This is a genomic window from Euzebya tangerina, assembly GCF_003074135.1.
GTDB lineage: Bacteria > Actinomycetota > Nitriliruptoria > Euzebyales > Euzebyaceae > Euzebya > Euzebya tangerina.
Map to the genome: position 1 here is coordinate 3,160,625 of NZ_PPDK01000001.1, position 19,346 is coordinate 3,179,970.

The 19,346-nt window shown below is 69.0% G+C and carries 13 protein-coding genes; 5 read left to right on the forward strand and 8 right to left on the reverse strand.

What is annotated here, in order from left to right; genetic code table 11:
* Positions 1 to 4: 4 nt before the first annotated feature.
* Genes C1746_RS14595 through C1746_RS14605 form a run of 3 tightly spaced genes read right to left on the reverse strand, consistent with a single transcriptional unit; the run spans position 5 to position 5,068 of the window.
* Entirely contained in the window at positions 5 to 1,372 is a 1,368-nt protein-coding gene (locus C1746_RS14595; RefSeq protein ID WP_116715267.1) for a phosphotransferase, read from the reverse strand.
* Between the two features lie 31 nt (positions 1,373 to 1,403).
* The gene (gene treS, locus C1746_RS14600; protein WP_116715268.1) at positions 1,404 to 3,080 is read right to left on the reverse strand and encodes a maltose alpha-D-glucosyltransferase; all 1,677 of its coding nucleotides are present in this window, start codon (positions 3,078 to 3,080) and stop codon (positions 1,404 to 1,406) included.
* On the reverse strand, positions 3,080 to 5,068 hold the full coding sequence (locus tag C1746_RS14605; protein ID WP_116715269.1) for an alpha-1,4-glucan--maltose-1-phosphate maltosyltransferase: 1,989 nt from the start codon (positions 5,066 to 5,068) through the stop codon (positions 3,080 to 3,082). Before C1746_RS14605 ends, treS begins: the two co-directional genes overlap by 1 nt.
* Before the next feature lie 72 nt (positions 5,069 to 5,140).
* Here C1746_RS14605 and glgP point away from each other — a divergent pair, with 72 nt between their 5' ends.
* From glgP to C1746_RS14620, 3 genes are all read left to right on the forward strand, one after another.
* The gene (glgP, locus tag C1746_RS14610) at positions 5,141 to 7,699 is read left to right on the forward strand and encodes an alpha-glucan family phosphorylase (protein ID WP_116715270.1); all 2,559 of its coding nucleotides are present in this window, start codon (positions 5,141 to 5,143) and stop codon (positions 7,697 to 7,699) included.
* 308 nt (positions 7,700 to 8,007) lie between these two features.
* Complete coding sequence (locus C1746_RS14615; RefSeq protein ID WP_116715271.1) at positions 8,008 to 10,119, forward strand: serine/threonine-protein kinase; 2,112 nt, start codon at positions 8,008 to 8,010, stop codon at positions 10,117 to 10,119.
* A gap of 35 nt (positions 10,120 to 10,154) precedes the next feature.
* A complete protein-coding gene (locus tag C1746_RS14620) occupies positions 10,155 to 11,135 on the forward strand; it encodes a serine/threonine-protein kinase (protein ID WP_162867770.1) in 981 nt (326 codons plus the stop codon).
* Here C1746_RS14620 and C1746_RS14625 read toward each other — a convergent pair whose 3' ends face one another.
* The 3 genes from C1746_RS14625 to C1746_RS14635 all read right to left on the reverse strand — a co-directional run bounded on the left by C1746_RS14625 (position 11,136) and on the right by C1746_RS14635 (position 13,662).
* A complete protein-coding gene (locus C1746_RS14625; RefSeq protein WP_116715273.1) occupies positions 11,136 to 12,110 on the reverse strand; it encodes an aldo/keto reductase in 975 nt (324 codons plus the stop codon). It lies immediately after the preceding gene.
* 29 nt (positions 12,111 to 12,139) lie between these two features.
* A complete protein-coding gene (locus C1746_RS14630) occupies positions 12,140 to 13,021 on the reverse strand; it encodes an alpha/beta fold hydrolase (protein ID WP_116715274.1) in 882 nt (293 codons plus the stop codon).
* A 218-nt stretch (positions 13,022 to 13,239) separates the two neighbouring features.
* The gene (locus tag C1746_RS14635) at positions 13,240 to 13,662 is read right to left on the reverse strand and encodes an Lrp/AsnC family transcriptional regulator (protein ID WP_162867771.1); all 423 of its coding nucleotides are present in this window, start codon (positions 13,660 to 13,662) and stop codon (positions 13,240 to 13,242) included.
* Positions 13,663 to 13,756: 94 nt separating this feature from the next.
* On the opposite strand from C1746_RS14635, the gene lat reads away from it, so the two are divergent.
* Both lat and C1746_RS14645 read left to right on the forward strand, forming a co-directional pair.
* Positions 13,757 to 15,103 carry an L-lysine 6-transaminase gene (gene lat / locus C1746_RS14640; protein WP_116715276.1) on the forward strand — a complete coding sequence of 449 codons (1,347 nt, stop codon included), beginning with the start codon at positions 13,757 to 13,759 and terminating at the stop codon, positions 15,101 to 15,103.
* Positions 15,104 to 15,198: 95 nt separating this feature from the next.
* Positions 15,199 to 16,758 carry an aldehyde dehydrogenase family protein gene (locus tag C1746_RS14645; RefSeq protein WP_116715277.1) on the forward strand — a complete coding sequence of 520 codons (1,560 nt, stop codon included), beginning with the start codon at positions 15,199 to 15,201 and terminating at the stop codon, positions 16,756 to 16,758.
* Positions 16,759 to 16,956: 198 nt separating this feature from the next.
* Here the strand turns inward: C1746_RS14645 and C1746_RS14650 are convergent, their stop codons facing one another.
* Both C1746_RS14650 and C1746_RS14655 read right to left on the reverse strand, forming a co-directional pair.
* Entirely contained in the window at positions 16,957 to 17,676 is a 720-nt protein-coding gene (locus C1746_RS14650; RefSeq protein WP_116715278.1) for an HAD family hydrolase, read from the reverse strand.
* A 30-nt stretch (positions 17,677 to 17,706) separates the two neighbouring features.
* The gene (locus C1746_RS14655) at positions 17,707 to 19,344 is read right to left on the reverse strand and encodes a thiamine pyrophosphate-binding protein (protein ID WP_116715279.1); all 1,638 of its coding nucleotides are present in this window, start codon (positions 19,342 to 19,344) and stop codon (positions 17,707 to 17,709) included.
* Between the last annotated feature and the right edge of the window lie 2 nt (positions 19,345 to 19,346).

Below are 19,346 nucleotides of genomic sequence, written 5' to 3' on the forward strand. Positions count from 1 at the left end.
CGTTTCAGGCGTCAGGCCGGTCGATCAGCGGGTCGGCGTGGATGCCCAGTGCGGCCAGCGGGATGGGCAACCAGTCCGGTCGGTTCGCGGCTTCGTAGCGAACCTCGTACAACAGCTTCTCCAGCTCGTAGACCGCCAGCCACGAGCCCAGTCTGTTTGGACCGTACCCGGACAGGAACGCCGTACGCGCCCGGTCGGCCCATGCGGCTGCGGTCGACGGGTTCGCACCCTCGATGACCGCAGCCCCTCGCGCGTAGTCGAGCGACCGGAGCAGGCCGGCCACATCCTTCGCCGGGTGGGACGGCTGGCGGCGCTCGGCGATGCTGCGGGCAGGCTCCCCCTCGAAGTCCAGGATCCACCAGTTGCCGGCCGGTCCCCGCAGGACCTGCCCCAGGTGGAAGTCGCCGTGGACCCGCTGCAGCACGGGCCCGTCGTCTGGTAGCTCGCCGACCGCGCGGTCGACGAGCCCTCGGATCACTGCTCCGGCCTCGGCGCCGGCCACCTGCCCCGCGAGCACCTCGATCGTCTGCTCGGCTTGGGTGCGCAGCCGGTCCGCCACGCCCACGGTCTCGCCGTCACCAGCGAACGTCCCGAGCATTGCCGCCAACTGCTCGTGCACCTCGGCGGTCAGGGTCCCGAGCGCCGCCATCCCCGCTGCCGTGCCGGTCTCGGCACGGCCTGCCGCTTCGTCAACGGCCAGCCGCCAGGCATCCTCGGCGTCGGGCACGAAGGCAGACGCTACGACCAGGGCCTCAGCGTCCGGGCCGGTCAGCGTGCCGACCAGCGCCGGCACCCCGCTCTGACCCGCCGCGGTGAGCGCACCGGTCAGCTCGATGTCGGGGTTCGGACCCACCTCCAGACGCCGGATCACCTTGACGCTCATCGGTGCGGCACCGGCGCCCGGGGGTGTGACCACCAGGGAGGTGTTGGACTGCTCGACTCCCATCGCCCGCACGGCCGGTCGGCGGTCGCCGTCTGCTGCGACAGCCAGGGCCTGGGACAACGCCGCCGAGCCGGACGCCTCGATCTGCAGACCGCCGCCGATGTCGAGCGACCTGCCCTCTCGCATCGCGTGCAGCAGCGTCAGGACGAGGACGGGATGGTCCGCGATGTCGACCACGGGGATTCCGTCGATGCGGCCAACCGTGAGGTCGGCTGGTCCACCCGGCCCGAGCACCAACAGCCAGCGGTCTGCCGGGCCGACCTGGTAGGACGCTCGGACGACCACGAGGGAGACCGGCTTGCCCTCCGGCCCACCAGCAACCGGGACCACGCGGTCGACCACGGCCGCGGCCAGGGGACGATCCTTGCTGCCGTACCATCGCCTGGCCGTCAGCCAGGCGGACAGGTCACCGAGATCGACTGTGGTCACTCCGCCGTCACTCCGCCCGGTCACTCCGCCCTCACTCGGTCGGCGCCGTGAGCTCGAACCAGTAGAAGCTGCGTGGCCCGAGCGTCAACAGGTAGGGGAGCTCGCCGATGCGTGGGAAGTCGGTGCCGCCGAGCATCTCGACGGGATGCCAGCCGTCGAAGCGGGACAGGTCGAGTTCGACGAACTGCGCCGTCGATGCCAGATTCGCGACGACCAGGATGTGCTCGTCATCCGCGGTCCCGCGCAACTCCGGCGGCGCCTCGCGGAGGAAGGACAGCACCTTGGGGTTGGAGGCGCCGATCGACTCGAACGTGCCCGTTCCGAAGACCGGGTGTTCCTTGCGAAGGCCGAGCAGCGAGCGGACCCACATGAGCAAGGACGTGTGGTGCCGCTGCTGCTGCTCGACGTTGGTTGCCTGGTAGCCGTACACCGGGTCGACGTTGGGCGGCAGCGCCAAGGTGGCGAAGTCCGCCTGGGAGAACCCGCCGTTCCGGTCGGGCGACCACTGCATCGGTGTCCGGACGCCATCCCGGTCACCGAGGTAGATGTTGTCGCCCATGCCGATCTCGTCGCCGTAGTACATGACCGGGCTGCCGGGCAGGCTCAGCAACAGCGCGTGGAAGAGCTCGATCAGCCGGCGGTCGTTGTCCAGGAGTGGGGCCAGGCGCCGCCTGATCCCGACGTTCATGCGCATCCGCGGATCCGCGGCGTACACGGCGTACATGTAGTCCCGCTCCTCGTCGGTCACCATCTCGAGCGTCAGCTCGTCGTGGTTGCGCAGGAAGATGCCCCACTGGGCCGTCTCTGGGATCTCCGGGGTTGAGGCCATGATCTCGACGATGGGGGTGGCGTTCTCCTGCCGTGCGGCCATGAACATGCGGGGCATGACGGGGAAGTGGAACGCCATGTGGCACTCATCGCCCTCACCCTCCCCGAAGTACTCGACCACGTCCTCGGGCCACTGGTTCGCCTCGGCCAGCAGGATCCGACCCTCGTACTCGGTGTCGATGACCCGGCGGACCTCCTTCAGGAACCCGTGGGTCTCGGGCAGGTTCTCGCAGTTGGTGCCGTCCCGCTCGAACAGATAGGGGACGGCATCCAGGCGAAGTCCGTCAAGCCCCATGTTCATCCAGAACCGGACCACGTCCAGCATGGCCGCGCCCACCTCGGGGTTGTCGTAGTTGAGGTCTGGTTGGTGGCTGAAGAAGCGGTGCCAGTAGTACTTGCCGGCCATGGAGTCGTAGGTCCAGTTGGACTTCTCCGTGTCGACGAAGATGATCCGCGCGTCGGGGTACCGCTCGTCGGTCTCTGACCAGACGTACCAGTCGTGTTTGTCCGAGGCCGGATCGCGGGCCTCCTGGAACCAGGCGTGCTGGTCGGAGGTGTGGTTCATGACCATGTCGGTGATGATCCGCAGGCCGCGGCTGTGAGCCGCCTCGATCAGCTCGGCGATGTCCTCGACGGTCCCGTACTCCGGCAGGACCTTGTAGTAGTCGGAGATGTCGTAGCCGCCGTCCCGCAGCGGTGAGTCGTAGTAGGGGAGCAGCCAGAGGCAGTCCACGCCCAACCACTGCAGGTAGTCGAGCTTGCTGATCAGACCGCGGATGTCGCCGGTGCCGTCCGCATTCGAGTCGGCGAAGCCCCGGATCACGACCTCGTAGAAGATCGCATGCTTGTACCAGTTGGCGTCGTCGGAGAGCATCCCCATCACCCGTGCGGCACGCGGATGCGGAACACGTGGACCGGGTCCTCGTGGTGCGGGTCCAGTCGGATCCAGTTGGACGACCCGTGCCAGGTCCACGAGGTGTCCCTGATGAGGTCGTGCACCAGGTAGGGACCCTCGAAGGTGTCCAGACCCAACTGCCACAGATCGAGGTGCACGAAGCCCTGCTGGACGTTGTGGGGGTCGAGGTTCGCTACCACCAGCAGCGCGTCCGTGGGGACGGGGCCGTTCGGCAGCCGCCGGCCACCCGCGGTCTTGGAGTAGACGATCAGTTGCTCGTTGTCGCACCCGTGGAACCAGATATTGGTCAGATCCGACAACATCTCGGGGTTGGACCGTCGGATCTCGTTCAGTCGGGTGATGAATGGCGCGATCGAGTGGTCGACGTCGAAGTTGCGCGGCCGATAGGCGTACTTCTCGGAGTTCAGGTACTCCTCGCTGCCGGGTCGGACCGGCACGTGCTCCAGCAGCTCATAGCCTGAGTACATCCCGTAGTTCGGGCTCATCGTCGCCGCCAGGGTCGCCCGGACCTTGAACGCCGCAGGCGCACCGGACTGCAGGTACTCGTGCAGGATGTCAGGGGTGTTCGGCCAGAAGTTCGGCCGGTAGTAGTTGGCCATCGGGCCGTGCGCCAACTCGGTCAGGTAGGTCTCGAGCTCCCACCTGGTGTTGCGCCACGTGAAGTAGGTGTAGGACTGCGTGAACCCGACCTTGGCCAGTTGCTGCATCATGTGCGGCTTCGTGAACGCCTCGGCTAGGAAGATGACATCGGGGTCGCTCGCGTGGATCTCGGCGATCACCCACTCCCAGAAGGGCACTGCCTTGGTGTGGGGATTGTCGACCCGGAAGATCTTCACGCCACGGGCGATCCAGAACTCGAGGATCCGCTTGAGCTCAGCGATCAGTCCGTCGAGGTCGGGGGTGTCGAAGGAGATCGGGTAGATGTCCTGGTACTTCTTCGGCGGGTTCTCCGCATAGGCGATCGAACCGTCCGGCTTGTGGTCGAACCACTCCGGATGCTCGGTGACCCAGGGGTGGTCGGGGGAGCACTGGATGGCGTAGTCGAGGGCGATCTCCAGGCCGGACGCCTCGGCGGCGGCCAGGAAGTGGTCGAAGTCCTCCAGGGTGCCGAGATCGGGGTGGACTGACATGTGCCCGCCCGCCTCCGAGCCGATCGCCCAGGGAACACCAGGGTCGTCCGGTCCCGGGTTGAGCGTGTTGTTGGGGCCCTTGCGATGGCTGGTGCCGATCGGGTGGATCGGTGGCAGGTAGAGGACGTCGAAGCCCATGGCCGCGACCTCGGGCAGCCGTGCCTCAGCCTGTCTGAACGTGCCGCTGGACGTCCCGTCGGACCCGATCGAGCGGGGGAAGAACTCATACCAGGCGCTGAAGCCCGCCTTCTCGCGATCGACCCACAGCGGCATCGTCATCGACGGGGTCAGGTCGCGCCGGTCCGGGTGGCGGGCGAGGGTGGCCAACAACTCCTCGTCGCGGGCGACGTCCACCCTGGCCGGGGTGGGCAGGCTGCTGTCCCGCAGGCGCTGCGCGGCCTGTTCGAGGAGTTCGGGGGCCGGGGAGGGTACGCCGGCGGGCTTGGCGTGGGATTCGAGCAGGATCGCGCCCTGCTCGAACTCGAGGGCGAGGTCGGCCACACCTGCCCGGTGCTTCTTGACCAGCCCGTCCAGCCATGAGGCGTAGTGGTCGGTCCAACCGATGATCTCATACACCCACGATCCGACGCTGTCGACCTCGAACGATCCGGCGAAGCCGTCCTGCTCGGTGCGCCGCAGCGGTGCCTCGTCCCACTGAGTGGCGTCCTCGCGGCGATAGCGGACACCTGCCGCCACCATGGCGTGTCCCTCGCGGAAAAGGGTGGCTGAGACGTCGACACGCCGTCCCACCGTGGTCTTGACCGGATACCGACCTCCGTCGACGGCGGGGGTGATGCTGGCGATCTGGATGCGGTGCTTCACCCTTCAACTTCTAGAGCATCGGGTCGAACCCTGCATGGTGATTGGCAACACGGCCACGGATAGCCTCACCCCATGGTCAAAGCCGTCCGCACATTTCGTGTCACCCCGTCTCTCCCGCCGCAGCTCGCACCGCTGACGGAGCTCGCCGGCAACTTCCGTTGGGTCTGGGATCCGGGAACCCGTGAGATCTTCGAGTGGGCCGACCGGACGTTGTGGCAGGAGGTCGGCGGCAACCCGACCGCGTTCCTGGGGCGTCTCTCTGCAGCACGACTGGCCGAGCTCTCGACCGATACCGCGTTCCTCAGTCGGGTCGACGCGGTGCGAAAGGACCTGCAGAGCTACCTGACCGGCTCTCGTTGGGCCCAGTCGCAGGACCCGGCGCCGCCCGCCGTGGCCTACTTCTCCGCAGAGTTCGGCATCACCGAGGTGATGCAGGTCTACTCCGGCGGCCTGGGAGTGCTGGCCGGTGACCACCTGAAGGCCGCGAGCGACCTGGGCCTGCCGCTGGTCGGCATCGGGCTGCTGTACCGGCACGGCTACTTCCGCCAGCTCCTCGACGCCGACGGCTGGCAGCGCGAGCAGTACCCGGACCTGAATCCCTATGACCTGCCCCTGACCCGCTTGGAGGACGAAGCCGGCAGCCGGCTTCTGGTGGAGGTCGAGTTGGCCGGCCGGACCGTCGCCGCGCAGATCTGGAAGGCCGATGTCGGGCGCGTCCCCCTGCTGCTGCTGGACACCGACATCGACGTCAACCACCCGGACGACCGACAGGTCACCGACCGGCTCTACGGCGGCGATGCGGAGCACCGCCTGCGCCAGGAGATCGTCCTCGGCATCGGTGGTGTGCGGGCCCTGGAGGTGGCCCGTCAGGCCGGCGCCGTCACGATCGATCCGGTGGTCTTCCACGCGAACGAGGGTCACGCCGGCTTCCTGCAGTTCGAGCGGATCCTGCGACTGATGCGGGACGGGCTGGACTTCGACCAGGCCATCGAGACCGCACGAGCGTCGGTTCTGTTCACCACCCACACGCCGGTTCCTGCTGGCATCGACCGGTTCGACCGCGGTCTCATGGAGGCCTACTTCAGCGGCTTCGCGGAGCAGGCGGGCGTCTCGATCGAGCAGGTGCTGAAGCTCGGTCAGGAGCCTGGCGACGACGGTCTGGGCGTCTACAACATGGCCATGATGGGCCTGCGACTGTCGGCCGGAGCCAACGGGGTGTCGAAGCTGCACGGCCAGGTCTCTCGTGGGATGTTCGCCGACCTGTGGCCCGGCGTCGAGCCGGACGAGGTCCCCATCACCTCGATCACGAATGGCGTCCACGCCTCGACCTGGACGGGGGAGGAGATGACGGCGGTCTACGACCGGGTCCTCTCACCGGACTGGTCGCACAACCCCGAGGCGTGGAAGCTCACCCACAACATCACCGACGACCAGATCTGGCGGGCCCGCGGTCGGGCGCGGGAGCGTCTCGTGACCACAGCCCGCACGTGGGCCCGGCAGCAGGCCGAGCGCCGAGGCGAATCCTCGAGCACGCTGGCGTGGACCGAGTCGATCCTCGACCCCGACGCGCTGACCATCGGGTTCGCCCGTCGGTTCGCCACCTACAAGCGGGCCACGCTGCTGCTCAGCCAGCCGGACCGGCTCCGCGCCATGCTGGCCTCCACCGAGCGGCCCATCCAGTTCATCTTCAGCGGCAAAGCGCACCCGAAGGACGACGGTGGAAAGGGCCTGATCCGGGAGATCATGAAGTTCTCCAACGAGGAGGGCATCCGTGACCGGGTGCTGTTCGTCGAGGACTACGACATGGCCATCGCCCGCACGATGTTGGCCGGGTGTGACGTGTGGCTCAACAATCCCCGGCGGCCGCACGAGGCCAGTGGGACCAGCGGTGAGAAGTCCGTGCTCAACGGCGGGCTGCACGCATCGGTGCTCGACGGCTGGTGGGACGAGATGTACGTGCCGGCTGGCAATCTCACCCCGCCGAACGGCTTCGCGATCGGCAGCCGGACCCACCACCCGGATCCGGACCAGCAGGACGCCGCCGACGCCGCGGCGCTGTTCGACCTGCTGGAGCGAATCATCATCCCGACGTTCTACGACCGGAGTGACGGGCCGTTGCCTCGCCGGTGGTTGGCGTGCGTCCGGGCATCGCTCACGACCAACGGGCCCAAGGTGCTGGCCTCCCGGATGGTCCAGGACTACGCCACCGAGCTGTACACCCCGGTCGCGATCCGAGCTGAGCGCCTGACCGCGGACGGCGGCAAGCGGGCGCTCGAGTTGGCTGCCTGGCGAGGCCACCTGGCCACCCACTGGTCGGACGTGTCCATCGACAAGGTCGAACTGGACCACCGGGCCGGAGCGCTGGGTGACACACGTGAGGTGGCTGTTGATGTGACGCTCGGCTCGGTCGCGCCCGAGGATGTCGAGGTCCAGATCGTCCACGGCCCGCTGAATGCCGACGGCACCATCCAGTCGGCAACGGTGCAGTCCCTGAAGGGTGGCAACGGCCGCTACTCAGGTGTGATGGACCTCGACACCAGCGGTGAGTACGGCTTGACGGCCCGTGTGGTCCCGCGCCACGAAGACCTGCGCAGCTGGGCCGACACCGGCCTGGTCACCTGGGCGCCGTAGCCAACGCGGCCCCCTCCCGGGGCCTGACTCTCGGTACACCGCGGCCTCCCCCGGCGTCCGACTTTCGGTACACAGCTGCGCGCCGACCCACTCTCAGCACACGTGCGTGGTCACATCAGCCCCGCTGGGTGACAGCAACCTCACGCGCTACACCAGCAACAGGAATCCGTGACCTGGTGTACTGACAGTCGAGTTGCAGGGGCTGCTGCGAATCGACCACCGCGTGTACCCAGAGTCGCGCTACGGCGGTTGTTGCAGGAGGCTGACGTGAGGATTCGTTCCACGACGCGAGGACTAGGCTCGGCCGTGTGAGCCTTGCCACGATCGCCGTACCCGGATATCGCCTGGACCGGATCCTCGGTCGTGGCGGGTTCGGGATCGTGTGGCTGGCGACCAGGGAGGCCGACGGACAGACCGTTGCGGTCAAGGTCCTGCACCGCCTGATGGACCCGACATCTGCGGCACGGTTCGACGACGAGATCCAGACGATGGGCACCCTGGCCTGGCATCCCAACATCGTCCAGATCCAGGACGCCGGCAGGGTCCACCCCGCGGGGGAGGACGGGGAGGCCGGACAGGCGTTCATCGCGATGGAGTACCTGCCGGGCGGCTCGCTGGGTGACCGGCTCCGGAGCCACGGTCCCGCCCCCGTGCCCGACGTCATCGCGACCGGCATGCAGGCGGCGACCGGTCTGCAGGTCGCTCACAACGCGGGTGTGCTGCACCGCGACGTCAAGCCGGACAACCTGCTGATTGGGGGATCCGCTGCGGGTGGTGGTGCTGGCGCGGGTGAGATCATCAAGGTGAGCGACTTCGGCATCGCGGTGTCGGCCTCGGGGGCGTCGGGGTCCCGGGGCGCCACGGGAACGCTGGCCTACAGCGCCCCCGAGCTCCTCGGAGGCGGCTCGGCGTCGGTGGCGTCGGACGTCTACGCGCTGGGTGCGACCCTGTACGCCCTGCTGACCGGCGAGGCGGCCTTCCACCGGCAGACCGACGAGTCGCCGGCCGCGCTGATCCTTCGCGCCTACACCCAGCCGGTCCCCGATGTCAGGGACCGTGGCGTCCCGGCCGCGCTGGCCCACGTGATCGAGCGCGCGATGGCCAAGCAGCCGGAGGACCGGCCTGCCTCGGCCGAGGCTCTGGCGTTGGAACTCGCCGGCGCGGCCCGGACCCTCGGCCTCCCGGTCCCCGCCGTGGCACCGGCCGGTCGCCCGACGCCGGCAGCGGCCCCGGCCTTCACCCCGCCTCCGGAGGAGCGAGCCAAGGCGCAACGTCTGACCAGGCTGACCCGCCGCGTGGGCGCCGTCGCCATGGCGCTCATCGCCGTCGCCTTCATCGGCGTGTCCACCTTCACCGGCCAATCGGAGGACGCGGCCGCGCCACCACCGGAGGACGCCTCGGTCGAGGCACCGGCCGCCGATGAGGCCGCGGCCGATGAAGCCGCGGCCGATCCGGCCGAGGGTGCGGACCAGGGCGAGGGTGAGGCCCCGCCTGTCGCCGCAACGCCCCTTCCCGCCGAGCCCGCGCCCCAGCCGAGCAGCAACGCTGACGAGGGCGGTGGCGACGATCAGGCGGAGCAGGATGACCTCCAGGAGGCGGTGCCACCCCCGCCAGCCGCACCCCCTCCGCCGGCTCCTGCGCCCCCGCTGCAAGCGGTGGCCGTGCCGCTGGACCCCGAGGTGCTGGCTGGCGGAGATGGGCAGGTGTACGTCGCCGACGGTCAGGAGATCGTCGTGGTGGACCTGGAGACCGGCGCGGCCGAGGTCCTGGCCTCAGGCGCCGACGTCCTCGACCTCGTGACGCTTGGAGGTCGAGCAGCAGCGCTGCTGACGGACGGTGCGGTGATCGAGATCGCGGCCGACGGCTCGGTCCGCAGCCCCGACCTTGCCGCCACGGCCATCGCGTCGGTGGGACAGTCCCTGTTCGTCGCCACCGACGACGGTCTGGTTCGGGTCGACGCCGACGGCGCTCAGACCAGGGTGGCGGAGGAGCGCTTCGTCTCGCTCGCCGCCGGCCCGCGGACCATCTGGGGTGTCACCGGTGGCGGGGGACTGGTGTCGCTCGACCTGAGGGCCGGCGCCGCAGCGGTCGGAGTCCGGATCGATCCGCTGCTGGGCTCCATTCGCGCCATCGCGGTCGCGTCCGACGGAACGCTGGTCCTCGGCACTGACGAGGGGGTCCAGCAGGTCGATCTCGAGGGCACGGTCACACCGCTGGGCCCTGTCGTGGTGGATGACCTGGTCGTCGGCCCTGACGACACGATCTACGGCCTGTCGGCTGGGGCGGTCGGCGTCCTCGGGCCGGCGGAGACCTTCTCGACCATCGCGGTCGGAGGCCCGGCCACGGCCATCGCGGCAGACGACGACGGGTTGGTGGTCGGCGTCTCCGATCCGCCGAGGGTGGCTCGCCCCGGTGGCTGACGGCGTCGGGGCTGGTGGGTGCTAGCGTCCGGGTCGTGCACCAGATTCCGGGCTACGACGGCCTGCGCCGGATCGGATCCGGCGGGACTGCGACGGTGTACCGCGCCGTCCAGCAGCCCATCGGCCGAGAGGTCGCCCTCAAGGTCATGATGGGCAATGCGGTCGACGCGAGGACGACGAAGCGGTTCAGCCGCGAGGCTCGCGCACTGGGCACCCTGGGGTGGCACCCCAACATCGTGGTGCTCTTCGACGCGGCCGTGACGGACGCGGCCGCGACGGGCACACCCGTTGCCTACATCGCCATGGAGTACGTGGCCGGTGGGTGTCTGGGAAACCGGGGTCAGGTGACACCGGAGGAGGTGACGTCGATCGGGATCCGCATCGCCGGCGCCCTCCACTGCGCCCACCGGGCGGGAGTCGTCCACCGCGACGTCAAGCCGGCCAACATCCTGATCGATGTCCTCGGCCAGGTGAAGCTGGCGGACTTCGGAATCTCCGGCCTCATCGACGCCACGTACACGACCGGTGGCGGTATGACCCTGGGACACGTCCCGCCCGAGGTGGTCGACGGCGGGACCGCTGACGCCCGCAGCGACGTCTACTCGCTGGCTTCGACCCTCTTCGCCCTCCTCGCCGGTCAGGCACCGTTCCAGACCGAGAACCCTGAGGCGATCGGCCTGATGATGCTGGCCATCATGGATCAGCCGCCGCCCGACCTGCGTGCGTCGGGTGTCCCGGACGCACTGGCCATGGCCATCGAGGCCGGCCTGGCGAAGCTTCCGGCTGACCGTCCGCAGACCGCAGCGGCGTTCGGCGAGATGCTCCAGGACGTGGAGCGCGCCCAGGGGTGGCCGCACACCCCCTTGCCGCTGCCCGGCGTCGAGCAGAGCGCGACTCCGCCCGAGGACACGCCACCGGTCTCTCCGCCAGCGGCGTACCCGCCTCCACCGCTGTCGGAGTCTCCTGGACCGACGTCGGAGACCATTCGGATGACGGAGCTGCCGCCCCTGGAGTAGCTACTCGTGGCCCAGCGTCGGGCGTGGCTGGTACGGGGCGCCCAGTGCCTCGAGCTCCTGCTCCTCGAGCACCAGATCCGCGGCAGCCACGGCGTCCTCCAGGTGTGCCAGCTTCGTTGCCCCGACGATCGGTGCGGTGACCGTCGGCTGGTGAAGCAGCCAGGCGAGGGCGACCTGGGCTCGCGAGACCCCATGGGCCTCAGCAACCCTCCCCACCTCGTCCAGGATCGCAGCCTCCTCGTCCGACCCGAAGAGGTGGGGTGTGAACTGGTCGGATCTGCTGCGTGTGGTGGAGGTGTCGGCCGGGGGCCGGGCCAGGACGCCGCGGGCCAGCGGCGACCAGGGCAGCACTCCCACACCCATGTCGGCGCACTGGGGCAGCATCTCCCGCTCCTCCTCCCGGTACAGCAGGTTGTAGTGGTTCTGCATCGTGACGAACGGCGTCCAGCCGTTCATGACCGCGACGTGCTGCGCCTTGGCGAACTGCCACGCCGCCATGGACGAGGCGCCGAGGTACCGGACCTTGCCGGCCCGCACGAGATCGTCGAGCGCCTGCATGGTCTCCTCGATCGGCGTCTCGGGGTCGAACCGGTGGATCTGGTACAGGTCGATGTGATCCAGGTCCAGCCGTCGGAGGGAGGCATCGACCGCATCCATGATGTGGCCCCGCGATAGACCACCGTCGTTGGGTCCCTCACCGAGCGGGAACCGGACCTTCGTCGCGACCACGTACTCCTCGCGGCGGCTGAAGACCTCCTTCAGCAGCCTCCCGGTCACCTCTTCGCTGACCCCGAGGGAGTACATGTCCGCGGTGTCGAAGAAGGTGATGCCAGCCTCGGCAGCGGACTCGATGAACGGCAGGGAGTCCGCCTCGGACAGCACCCAGTCCCGCCAGCCCGGATCGCCGTAGCTCATCATGCCGAGGCAGATCTTCGAGACCTTCAGGCCGGTCGTTCCCAGTCGCACGTAGTCCATGCCAGCACCCTACGTGCTGTCGTGAGGTGTCAGGACCACTCCGAGAGGAACGCCACCGCGGCGGCGTTGACGACGGCCGGGTCCGACGCGCTGAGGAAGTGCTGGCCGTCCTCGACCACCTGCAGCTCAGCCCTGGGGGACCGGGTGAACATGGTGATCTCGTCCTCGGCGTTCGGTACCGAGTAGACCTGATCGGCGGTGCCCTGCAGCCACAGCACCGGACAGGTGACGGTGTCCAGACGCCCGTGCAGACCGTCCCGGTCGCGGAGGTTCACGCTGCACATGTGCAGCCGCTGCCGCCCCGCCTCCCCGGCGTAGTTCCGGCGGTACTCCTCCAACCAGAACTCGGTCTCCTCGGCGGACACGTCCTCCCCCAACCCGGCACCCAGCACCATGTGGACGAACTCGTCGGGGACCACCCAATCGTCGTCGACCGGCTCTGCCAGGTCCTCGATCACCGGGGTGCAGAAGGCCACACCGTCCCAGCAGCCGAGGTCTCGGCTCCGCTGGCTCTCGTCGTCCATCGAGGTCCCCAGCGGCATGATCCCCTGGATGCGATCCGGTGCCAGCATGGCCATCCGCGCCGTGACCCAGCCACCCTGCGACGTCCCCAGCACGAAGGCCCGGTCGATGCCGAGCGCATCCATGACCTGCAGGTTGGCCAACGCCGTGTCCCAGTAGGTGAAGTGCCGACTGGGGCTTCGGGTGCGGCCATGCCCGAACAACTCGATGGCCAGCAGGTTCGCCGTCGAGGTCAGGGCGTCGTCGGCGAACTGCGGCCGGTACAACTCCGCCGACGTGGTGAACGAGTTGACCAGGACCAGAGTGGGCCGCGACTGGTCCAGCGGCCCAGCCAGGCTGTAGGCCATGGTCGTGTCGAGATGGGGGATGGTCACGGTCTCGGTCTGCATGCCAGCACCCTACGTCACCGGGACGGGCAAGAAGGTGGCCACGGTGAGCCGAGCCGATAGCTCACCGTGGCCTGGGGTGATCAACCGGATGGGGTGATCACGACGGGAAAGGTAGGAGCGTCGGATGGCGGGGGAGTGGCCGTCGTGTTTCTCTTTGGTAACAGCGGGCACGACGCATGGTCACACCGGCGCCGATTGCGACGCCCTGGTTCATCGAATTACCGTCCGTAGGTGCGAAGGACGACGAAGGTCGTGGTTCGGACCGTCGTCGGCCAGCGCTTGACCTCGTCAAGTGCTGCATCGAGCGCCGCCGCCGTGGGCGCCTCGAAGCGGGCCAGCAGATCGAAGCTGCCGGAGACGCTCTCGGCCTCCCGGAACTCCGACAGACCGGCCAGTCGCCGAACGTACCGGGCCGTGTCCCGGGTATCGGTCAGGATGCCCACGCGGGCGACGTGGCGGCTGGCGGCCTCAGGCCGGACGACCGCGGCGTGGTAGCCGGCGATGATCCCCTCGCGCTCGAGTCGTCTCACGCGCGCCAGGGTTGCGGTGCGGGAGAGCCCGACCGTCCGACCGAGGGCCGCCATGGGCAGCCGTGCATCTGCTGAGAGGGCCCGGAGGATCTGCTCGTCGACGTCGTCCACTCCGTCAGATCGTAGCGACGATCCGTCGAGGCATGGAGCTGGACTCCACGAATCGACTACCGGAACTGACGGGAGGGCGTACCACACTCACCTCATGGGGAACACCACCAGAATCAGCCAGACCATGCGGCCGGCCGACGTCCACGAGGTGCTGGACGAGCACATCCTGACCGATGGCTACGATCTGGTGCTGGACACGGCCGCCTCTCAGGGGTCGTGGCTGGTCGACGCACGGGACGGCCGGCGCTACCTGGACGTCTTCACCTTCTATGCCTCCTCACCGCTGGGGATGAACCACCCCGGGCTCACCGACGACGAGACCTTCAAGGCGGACCTGCTCGACGCCGCCCTGAACAAGCCGGCCAACTCCGACGTCTACACCGTGCACTTCGCCACCTTCGTGGATGCACTCGCCCGGGTGCTCGGCGACCCAGCGCTGCCCCACTACTTCTTCATCGAGGGCGGAGCGGCCGCGGTGGAGAACGCCCTCAAGGTCGCCTTCGACTGGAAGAGCCGCCACAATGCCGCTCGCGGACGTGCGGCGGCCGGGCACCGCGTGCTGCACCTGAGCGGCGCCTTCCACGGCCGCTCGGGCTACACGATGTCGTTGACCAACACCGACCCGAACAAGGTCGCGCTGTTCCCGAAGTTCGACTGGCCTCGCATCACGGCCCCGCAGGTCACCCATCCCATCGCCGACAACCTGGCGAACATCCAGCAGCAGGAGGGTGAGGCGCTCTGCCAGGCTCGGGCCGCGTTCGACCGGTACCCGCACGAGATCGCCTGTGTGATCGCCGAGCCGATCCAGGCCGAGGGTGGCGACAACCACCTGCGCCCCGAGTTCCTGCACGCGCTGCAGGAGATGGCCCACGCCCACGACGCGCTCTTCGTCCTCGACGAGGTCCAGACCGGCGCCGGCATCACGGGCCACGCCTGGGCGCATCAGGGGATGGGCCTGGAGCCCGACGTGATCGCCTTCGGCAAGAAGCTCCAGGTCTGCGGCGTGATGGCCGGCCGCCGAGTGGACGAGGTACCGGACAACGTCTTCGCCACCTCGAGCCGGATCAACTCCACCTGGGGAGGCAACCTGACCGACATGGTCCGGTCACGACGGATCCTCGAGATCATCGAAGAGCAGGACCTGGTCACCGCCGCCAAGGACAAGGGCGAGCACCTGCTGGCCCGGCTCGACGATCTGGCCGAGCGATACCGCGGTCAGGTGAGCAACGTGCGCGGCCTCGGCCTGCTCTGCGCCCTCGACCTGGTCGACCGCAGCAGCCGCGACCGCGTCATTTCCCGTCTCCGAAAGGAGGAGCAGGTGATGATCCTGGGCTGCGGCGACCGGACCGTGCGCTTCCGCCCCTCGTTGACCGTCACGACCGCTGAGCTCGACCTGGTCGTGGACGCGCTCGCCCGCGTCCTGGCTCGCCCCATCGAGTGACATGGTGCACGAACCCGACCCGGCGCAGGGTGACTGCACCATGGTGCTCAATGCCTCCCACCTGACCACACCGCCCCGAAGGATCTGAGAGACCCATGACCCGCATCATCACCTCGACCATCAACGGCAAGCCGGTCGACCGTCCCGCCTCCGAGACGCTCGCCCTGCGCAACCCGGCCAACCTCACCGACCACGTCGCCGACGTCCACCTGACGGACGCCGACACGCTGGTCCAGGCCGCCACCGCGGCCACGGCCGCACAGCCAGGATGGGCCGACCTGCCGGCCCCGACCCGGGGCCGGACGATCCAGCAGATCGGCCGGATCATCGAGTCCAACAAGGAGGCGCTGGCCAAGCTGGTCACCCGCGAGATCGGCAAGCCCTACGCCGAAGCACTCGGCGAGGTGCAGGAGATGGTCGACACCTGCGACTTCTTCCTCGGGGAGGGACGGCGACTGTACGGCCAGACCGTCCCCAGCGAGATGCCCGACAAGCAGCTGTTCACCTACCGCCGACCCGTCGGCTCGCTCGTCATCGTGACCGCCGGGAACTTCCCGGTCGCCGTGCCCAGCTGGTACCTAGTCCCAGCTCTGCTGTGCGGCAACACCGTCACCTGGAAGCCCGCCGAGTACGCCGCCGCCAGCGCTCAGGCCACCGCTGAGCTGTTCTGGGCAGCCGGCCTTCCCGATGGGGTGCTGAACCTCGTGCTCGCCGATGGCCCGACGACCTTCGAGGGCATCGAGCAGTCCCTCGAGGGGGGTGTGGTCGACAAGATCGGGTTCACCGGCTCGGTCGCCGTCGGCCGGAAGCTGGGCGAACTCGCCGGCCGGCACCTGCAGACCCCGTGCCTGGAACTGGGCGGCAAGAACCCGATGGTCGTCATGCCGGACGCCGACCTCGACCTGGCCGTCGAGGGTGCGCTGTTCGGCGGGTTCGGCACGGGTGGCCAGCGGTGCACCAGCCTGGGCACCGTCATCGTGCACGAGAGCGTTCACGACGCCTTCCTCGCCCGCTTCGACATCGCGACCCGTGCGGCCAAGGTCGGGGATCCGATGAACGCTGAGATCCTCTACGGCCCGATGATCTCGCAGCGCTTCTGCGACACCTTCACCGGCTGGTTGGACGAGATCCAGGACCACCACACCCTGCACGGCTCCACGGGAACGGGTCGGATCACGGCCGACAACCCGCGAGAGGGCTTCGTCGGCGACCCGGAGGCCGGCATCTTCTGCCACCCGACGATCGTGGACGGCATCACACCGGACGACACGCTGTACCAGCAGGAGACGTTCGGACCCGTGGTCGGTGTCGCCACGTTCAGCGAGTTCGACGAGGCGATCGCGTTGGCCAACGGACACGGCTACGGCCTCTCCTCGGCGATCTACACCACGAACCCGACCAGTGCGTTCCGGTTCGCCGAGCGCGTCAGCGCGGGGATGACCTCGGTCAACAACTCCACGTCCGGCGCCGAGGCGCACCTGCCGTTCGGGGGCAACGGCAAGTCCGGCAACGGCTCGCGTCAGTCCGGGATCTGGGTGATCGATCAGTTCACGCGCTGGCAGTCCGTCAACTGGGACTACGCCGGGAAGCTGCAGAAGGCCCAGATGGACATCTCCGACATCGACGCCGATCTGGACTTCCGCCTGACGGAGTAGCCCGCCGACGGGCCCGTGCGTGCCCGAGGGTCGGCTCTAGTGGTCCGTGGGAGAAGATCTTTGCGCTTGCCGTGGTCAGCCGCGCGCCGCTGGCAAGGCGCGCGAAGCCGCCGCATGGCGGGTCATTCAAGCGAGCGCAACGCAGTCCAGCGGTGATGCGGGGGCCGCGGACGCCAAAGAGATTTGAACTACGGACCACTAGGACGAGACGAGGTCGCCCAGCGCGTTCCACACCTCACCCAGGTCGTCGACCACCACGTCGGCGACCAGGCCGTCACCCGGCGCGTAGGTGTTGCGGATCCAGATCGTGCGCATGCCGACGGCTGATGCCCCCTGGATGTCGTCGATCGGACGGTCGCCGACGAAGAGTGCACGCTCAGGCTCGACCTGGAGACGGTCGCAGAGCCGCTGGAACGGCTCGGGGTGCGGCTTGATCCAGTCGATCTCGGAGGTGTAGACGCACTCGTCGATCAGACCACCGAGCCCGTCGCGCTCGAGGAACCGCTCGTGGAACGACCGCGGCCAGTGCGTGTTGGACAGCAGGCCGCACTTCACCTCGGAGCGTTGCAGGTCGGACAGCAGCTCCGCCGCTGCCGGGTGGTGGGTGATCGTCTGGGTCCAGCCGTCCAGGTGCGCCTCTTGCGCGGTCGCGAGGACCGCCTCCGCGACGTCGAGGCCGAGCTCGTCGGACGCCTCCCGCAGCAGGTCCATCAGACGAGAGGACCGCATGGACGAGGTCGTCCGTGCCCACGATCGCCGCTCAACCTCTGCGAGCTGTCGAGTCAGGTTCCGCGCGGACACCAGGTCGTCGGGCACCAGGACGTGGGCAGCCGTGCGCCACATGTCGATCAGCTCGACTTCGGTGTGGACCGCCAGTGTCCCACCCCAGTCGAACAGGACCGCGTCGACATCGGTCACGTGATGCCGGTCACCCGCCCGGTCGTGCGGTCATGCCGCCGAGGTCTTCCGGTACCAGCGACTCTGGTCGGTCGGCGGCTGGGACAGGTCGGCCTTCAGCACCAGGACGGTGGGGTCGGGTGCTGCGACGTGGGCGCGGACGGCGGTGGTCAGCTCCTCCCCGACGGAGGTGACCGTGTCCGCCCGGATCCCGAACGTCCGAGCCGTCGAGGCGAAGTCCGGGCTCGGATGATCGAACAGGTGTGCATCCTGCCCGAGCTCGGTCAGAACGGGCCGCAGCCGTCCGCTGCCACCCTCGTCGACGATGAGGACGGTGAGAGCCGGCTTCTCGCGGGCCATGACGGACAGGGCCCCCAGGCTGGCCATCATCCCATCCCCACCGATCACCGCGAGTAGGGGCTCGTTCTCGCCCGTCATGGCAGCCCCGATCGCCGCCGGCAGCGCAAACCCCACGACGTCCACGGAGGTCGGGGTGAGCAGGGTCCGGGGCAGCGTCCACTCGTGGAAGGCCGCCATCCAGCGTCCCGCGGTGCAGGGGTCGGCCACGACCGTGGTGCGGTCCGGCAGAGCGCCCGCCAGGGACTCGAGGAACACCGCCTCGCTCTCGTCGTCGCTCCGCAGGTCCCGCTTGACCTGCTCCTTGATCTCCTGCAGCCGTGAGCGGACCACCGCCGTGCCGCCGCGGTAGCTGACCGCGTCGGACAGGGCCTTGGTGAGGGTCTTGGCGTCGCCTCGCAGCAGGACCCCGGGGCGGTAGTGCCGCCCCGCGTCGACGGGATCGATGTTGATGGCGATCAGGTTGGCCGGCTCGGGCAGACGCAGACCCTGGGTGCTCTGCTCGTCGAAGTCCGTCCCGACGGCGATGACCAGGTCGGCCTTGTCCCACAGCGCACCCACCGCCGGCAGGTGCGGCGGCAACCCGACCAGGCACGGGTGGCGGGCCGGGAGCAGCCCGGCCGCCTGCTGGGTCAGGATGACCGGCGCGCCCACCTTCTCGGCCAGCTCGGCGATCGCTCCGCCGGCGTGCGCCCGCATGGCACCGCCACCGGCCCAGATCAGCACCGACTGGGAGTCGTCGACCAGGTTGCCGGCCCGGCGGAGCTGGACGTGCTCCACACCAGCCCGCGGCTGGGGCGAGGCCGGCTCCACCGCATCCTCGTCGGGTTCCGGGGCGGCTTCGACCTCGAGGAACCGTTCGGTGACCTGGACGACGACCGGCCGGCGCGGGCTCCGCGTGGCCGTCTCCGCGATCCCGCGCAGCGCCGACACGAGGTTCTCGCCCTCGCGCAGCTTCACGATCGGGACCACCGGTTCGGGGGTCGGGGCGGGAGCTGGCCGGGGGCGGGGTGGCCCCGGCAGGTCGGGCAGTTCCGGGAGGACGTTGAGGAGCACGACCGGGGACTCCGCCGCGCTGGCCTGCGCCAACTCCGGCAGGACCGCTGGGCCCGGCTCACGTCCGCTGAGGACCACACCGATCCGTGACGCACGACGGGCGTACCCGTCGGCGGCCTGCACAGCCAAGCTCGTGCTCGGCATCGTCACGAAGCGGATGCCACTGCGTCGCAGCTCGACCGCCACCGGCAGGTTGACGGCGTCTGCAACCCCGAACACCACAGGGACACCAACCCGTTCCAAGGCGGCGGTCAGGGCTTCAGCTCCAGATGCCATAC

What these genes read in the sequence shown, in the direction of transcription:
- C1746_RS14630 (WP_116715274.1), bottom strand. Translation starts at nt 13,021, where the DNA reads ATGCAGACCGAGACCGTGACCATCCCCCATCTCGACACGACCATGGCC.
- treS (WP_116715268.1), bottom strand. Translation starts at nt 3,080, where the DNA reads ATGGGGATGCTCTCCGACGACGCCAACTGGTACAAGCATGCGATCTTC.
- lat (WP_116715276.1), top strand. Translation starts at nt 13,757, where the DNA reads ATGGGGAACACCACCAGAATCAGCCAGACCATGCGGCCGGCCGACGTC.
- C1746_RS14625 (WP_116715273.1), bottom strand. Translation starts at nt 12,110, where the DNA reads ATGGACTACGTGCGACTGGGAACGACCGGCCTGAAGGTCTCGAAGATC.
- glgP (WP_116715270.1), top strand. Translation starts at nt 5,141, where the DNA reads ATGGTCAAAGCCGTCCGCACATTTCGTGTCACCCCGTCTCTCCCGCCG.
- C1746_RS14655 (WP_116715279.1), bottom strand. Translation starts at nt 19,344, where the DNA reads ATGGCATCTGGAGCTGAAGCCCTGACCGCCGCCTTGGAACGGGTTGGT.
- C1746_RS14645 (WP_116715277.1), top strand. Translation starts at nt 15,199, where the DNA reads ATGACCCGCATCATCACCTCGACCATCAACGGCAAGCCGGTCGACCGT.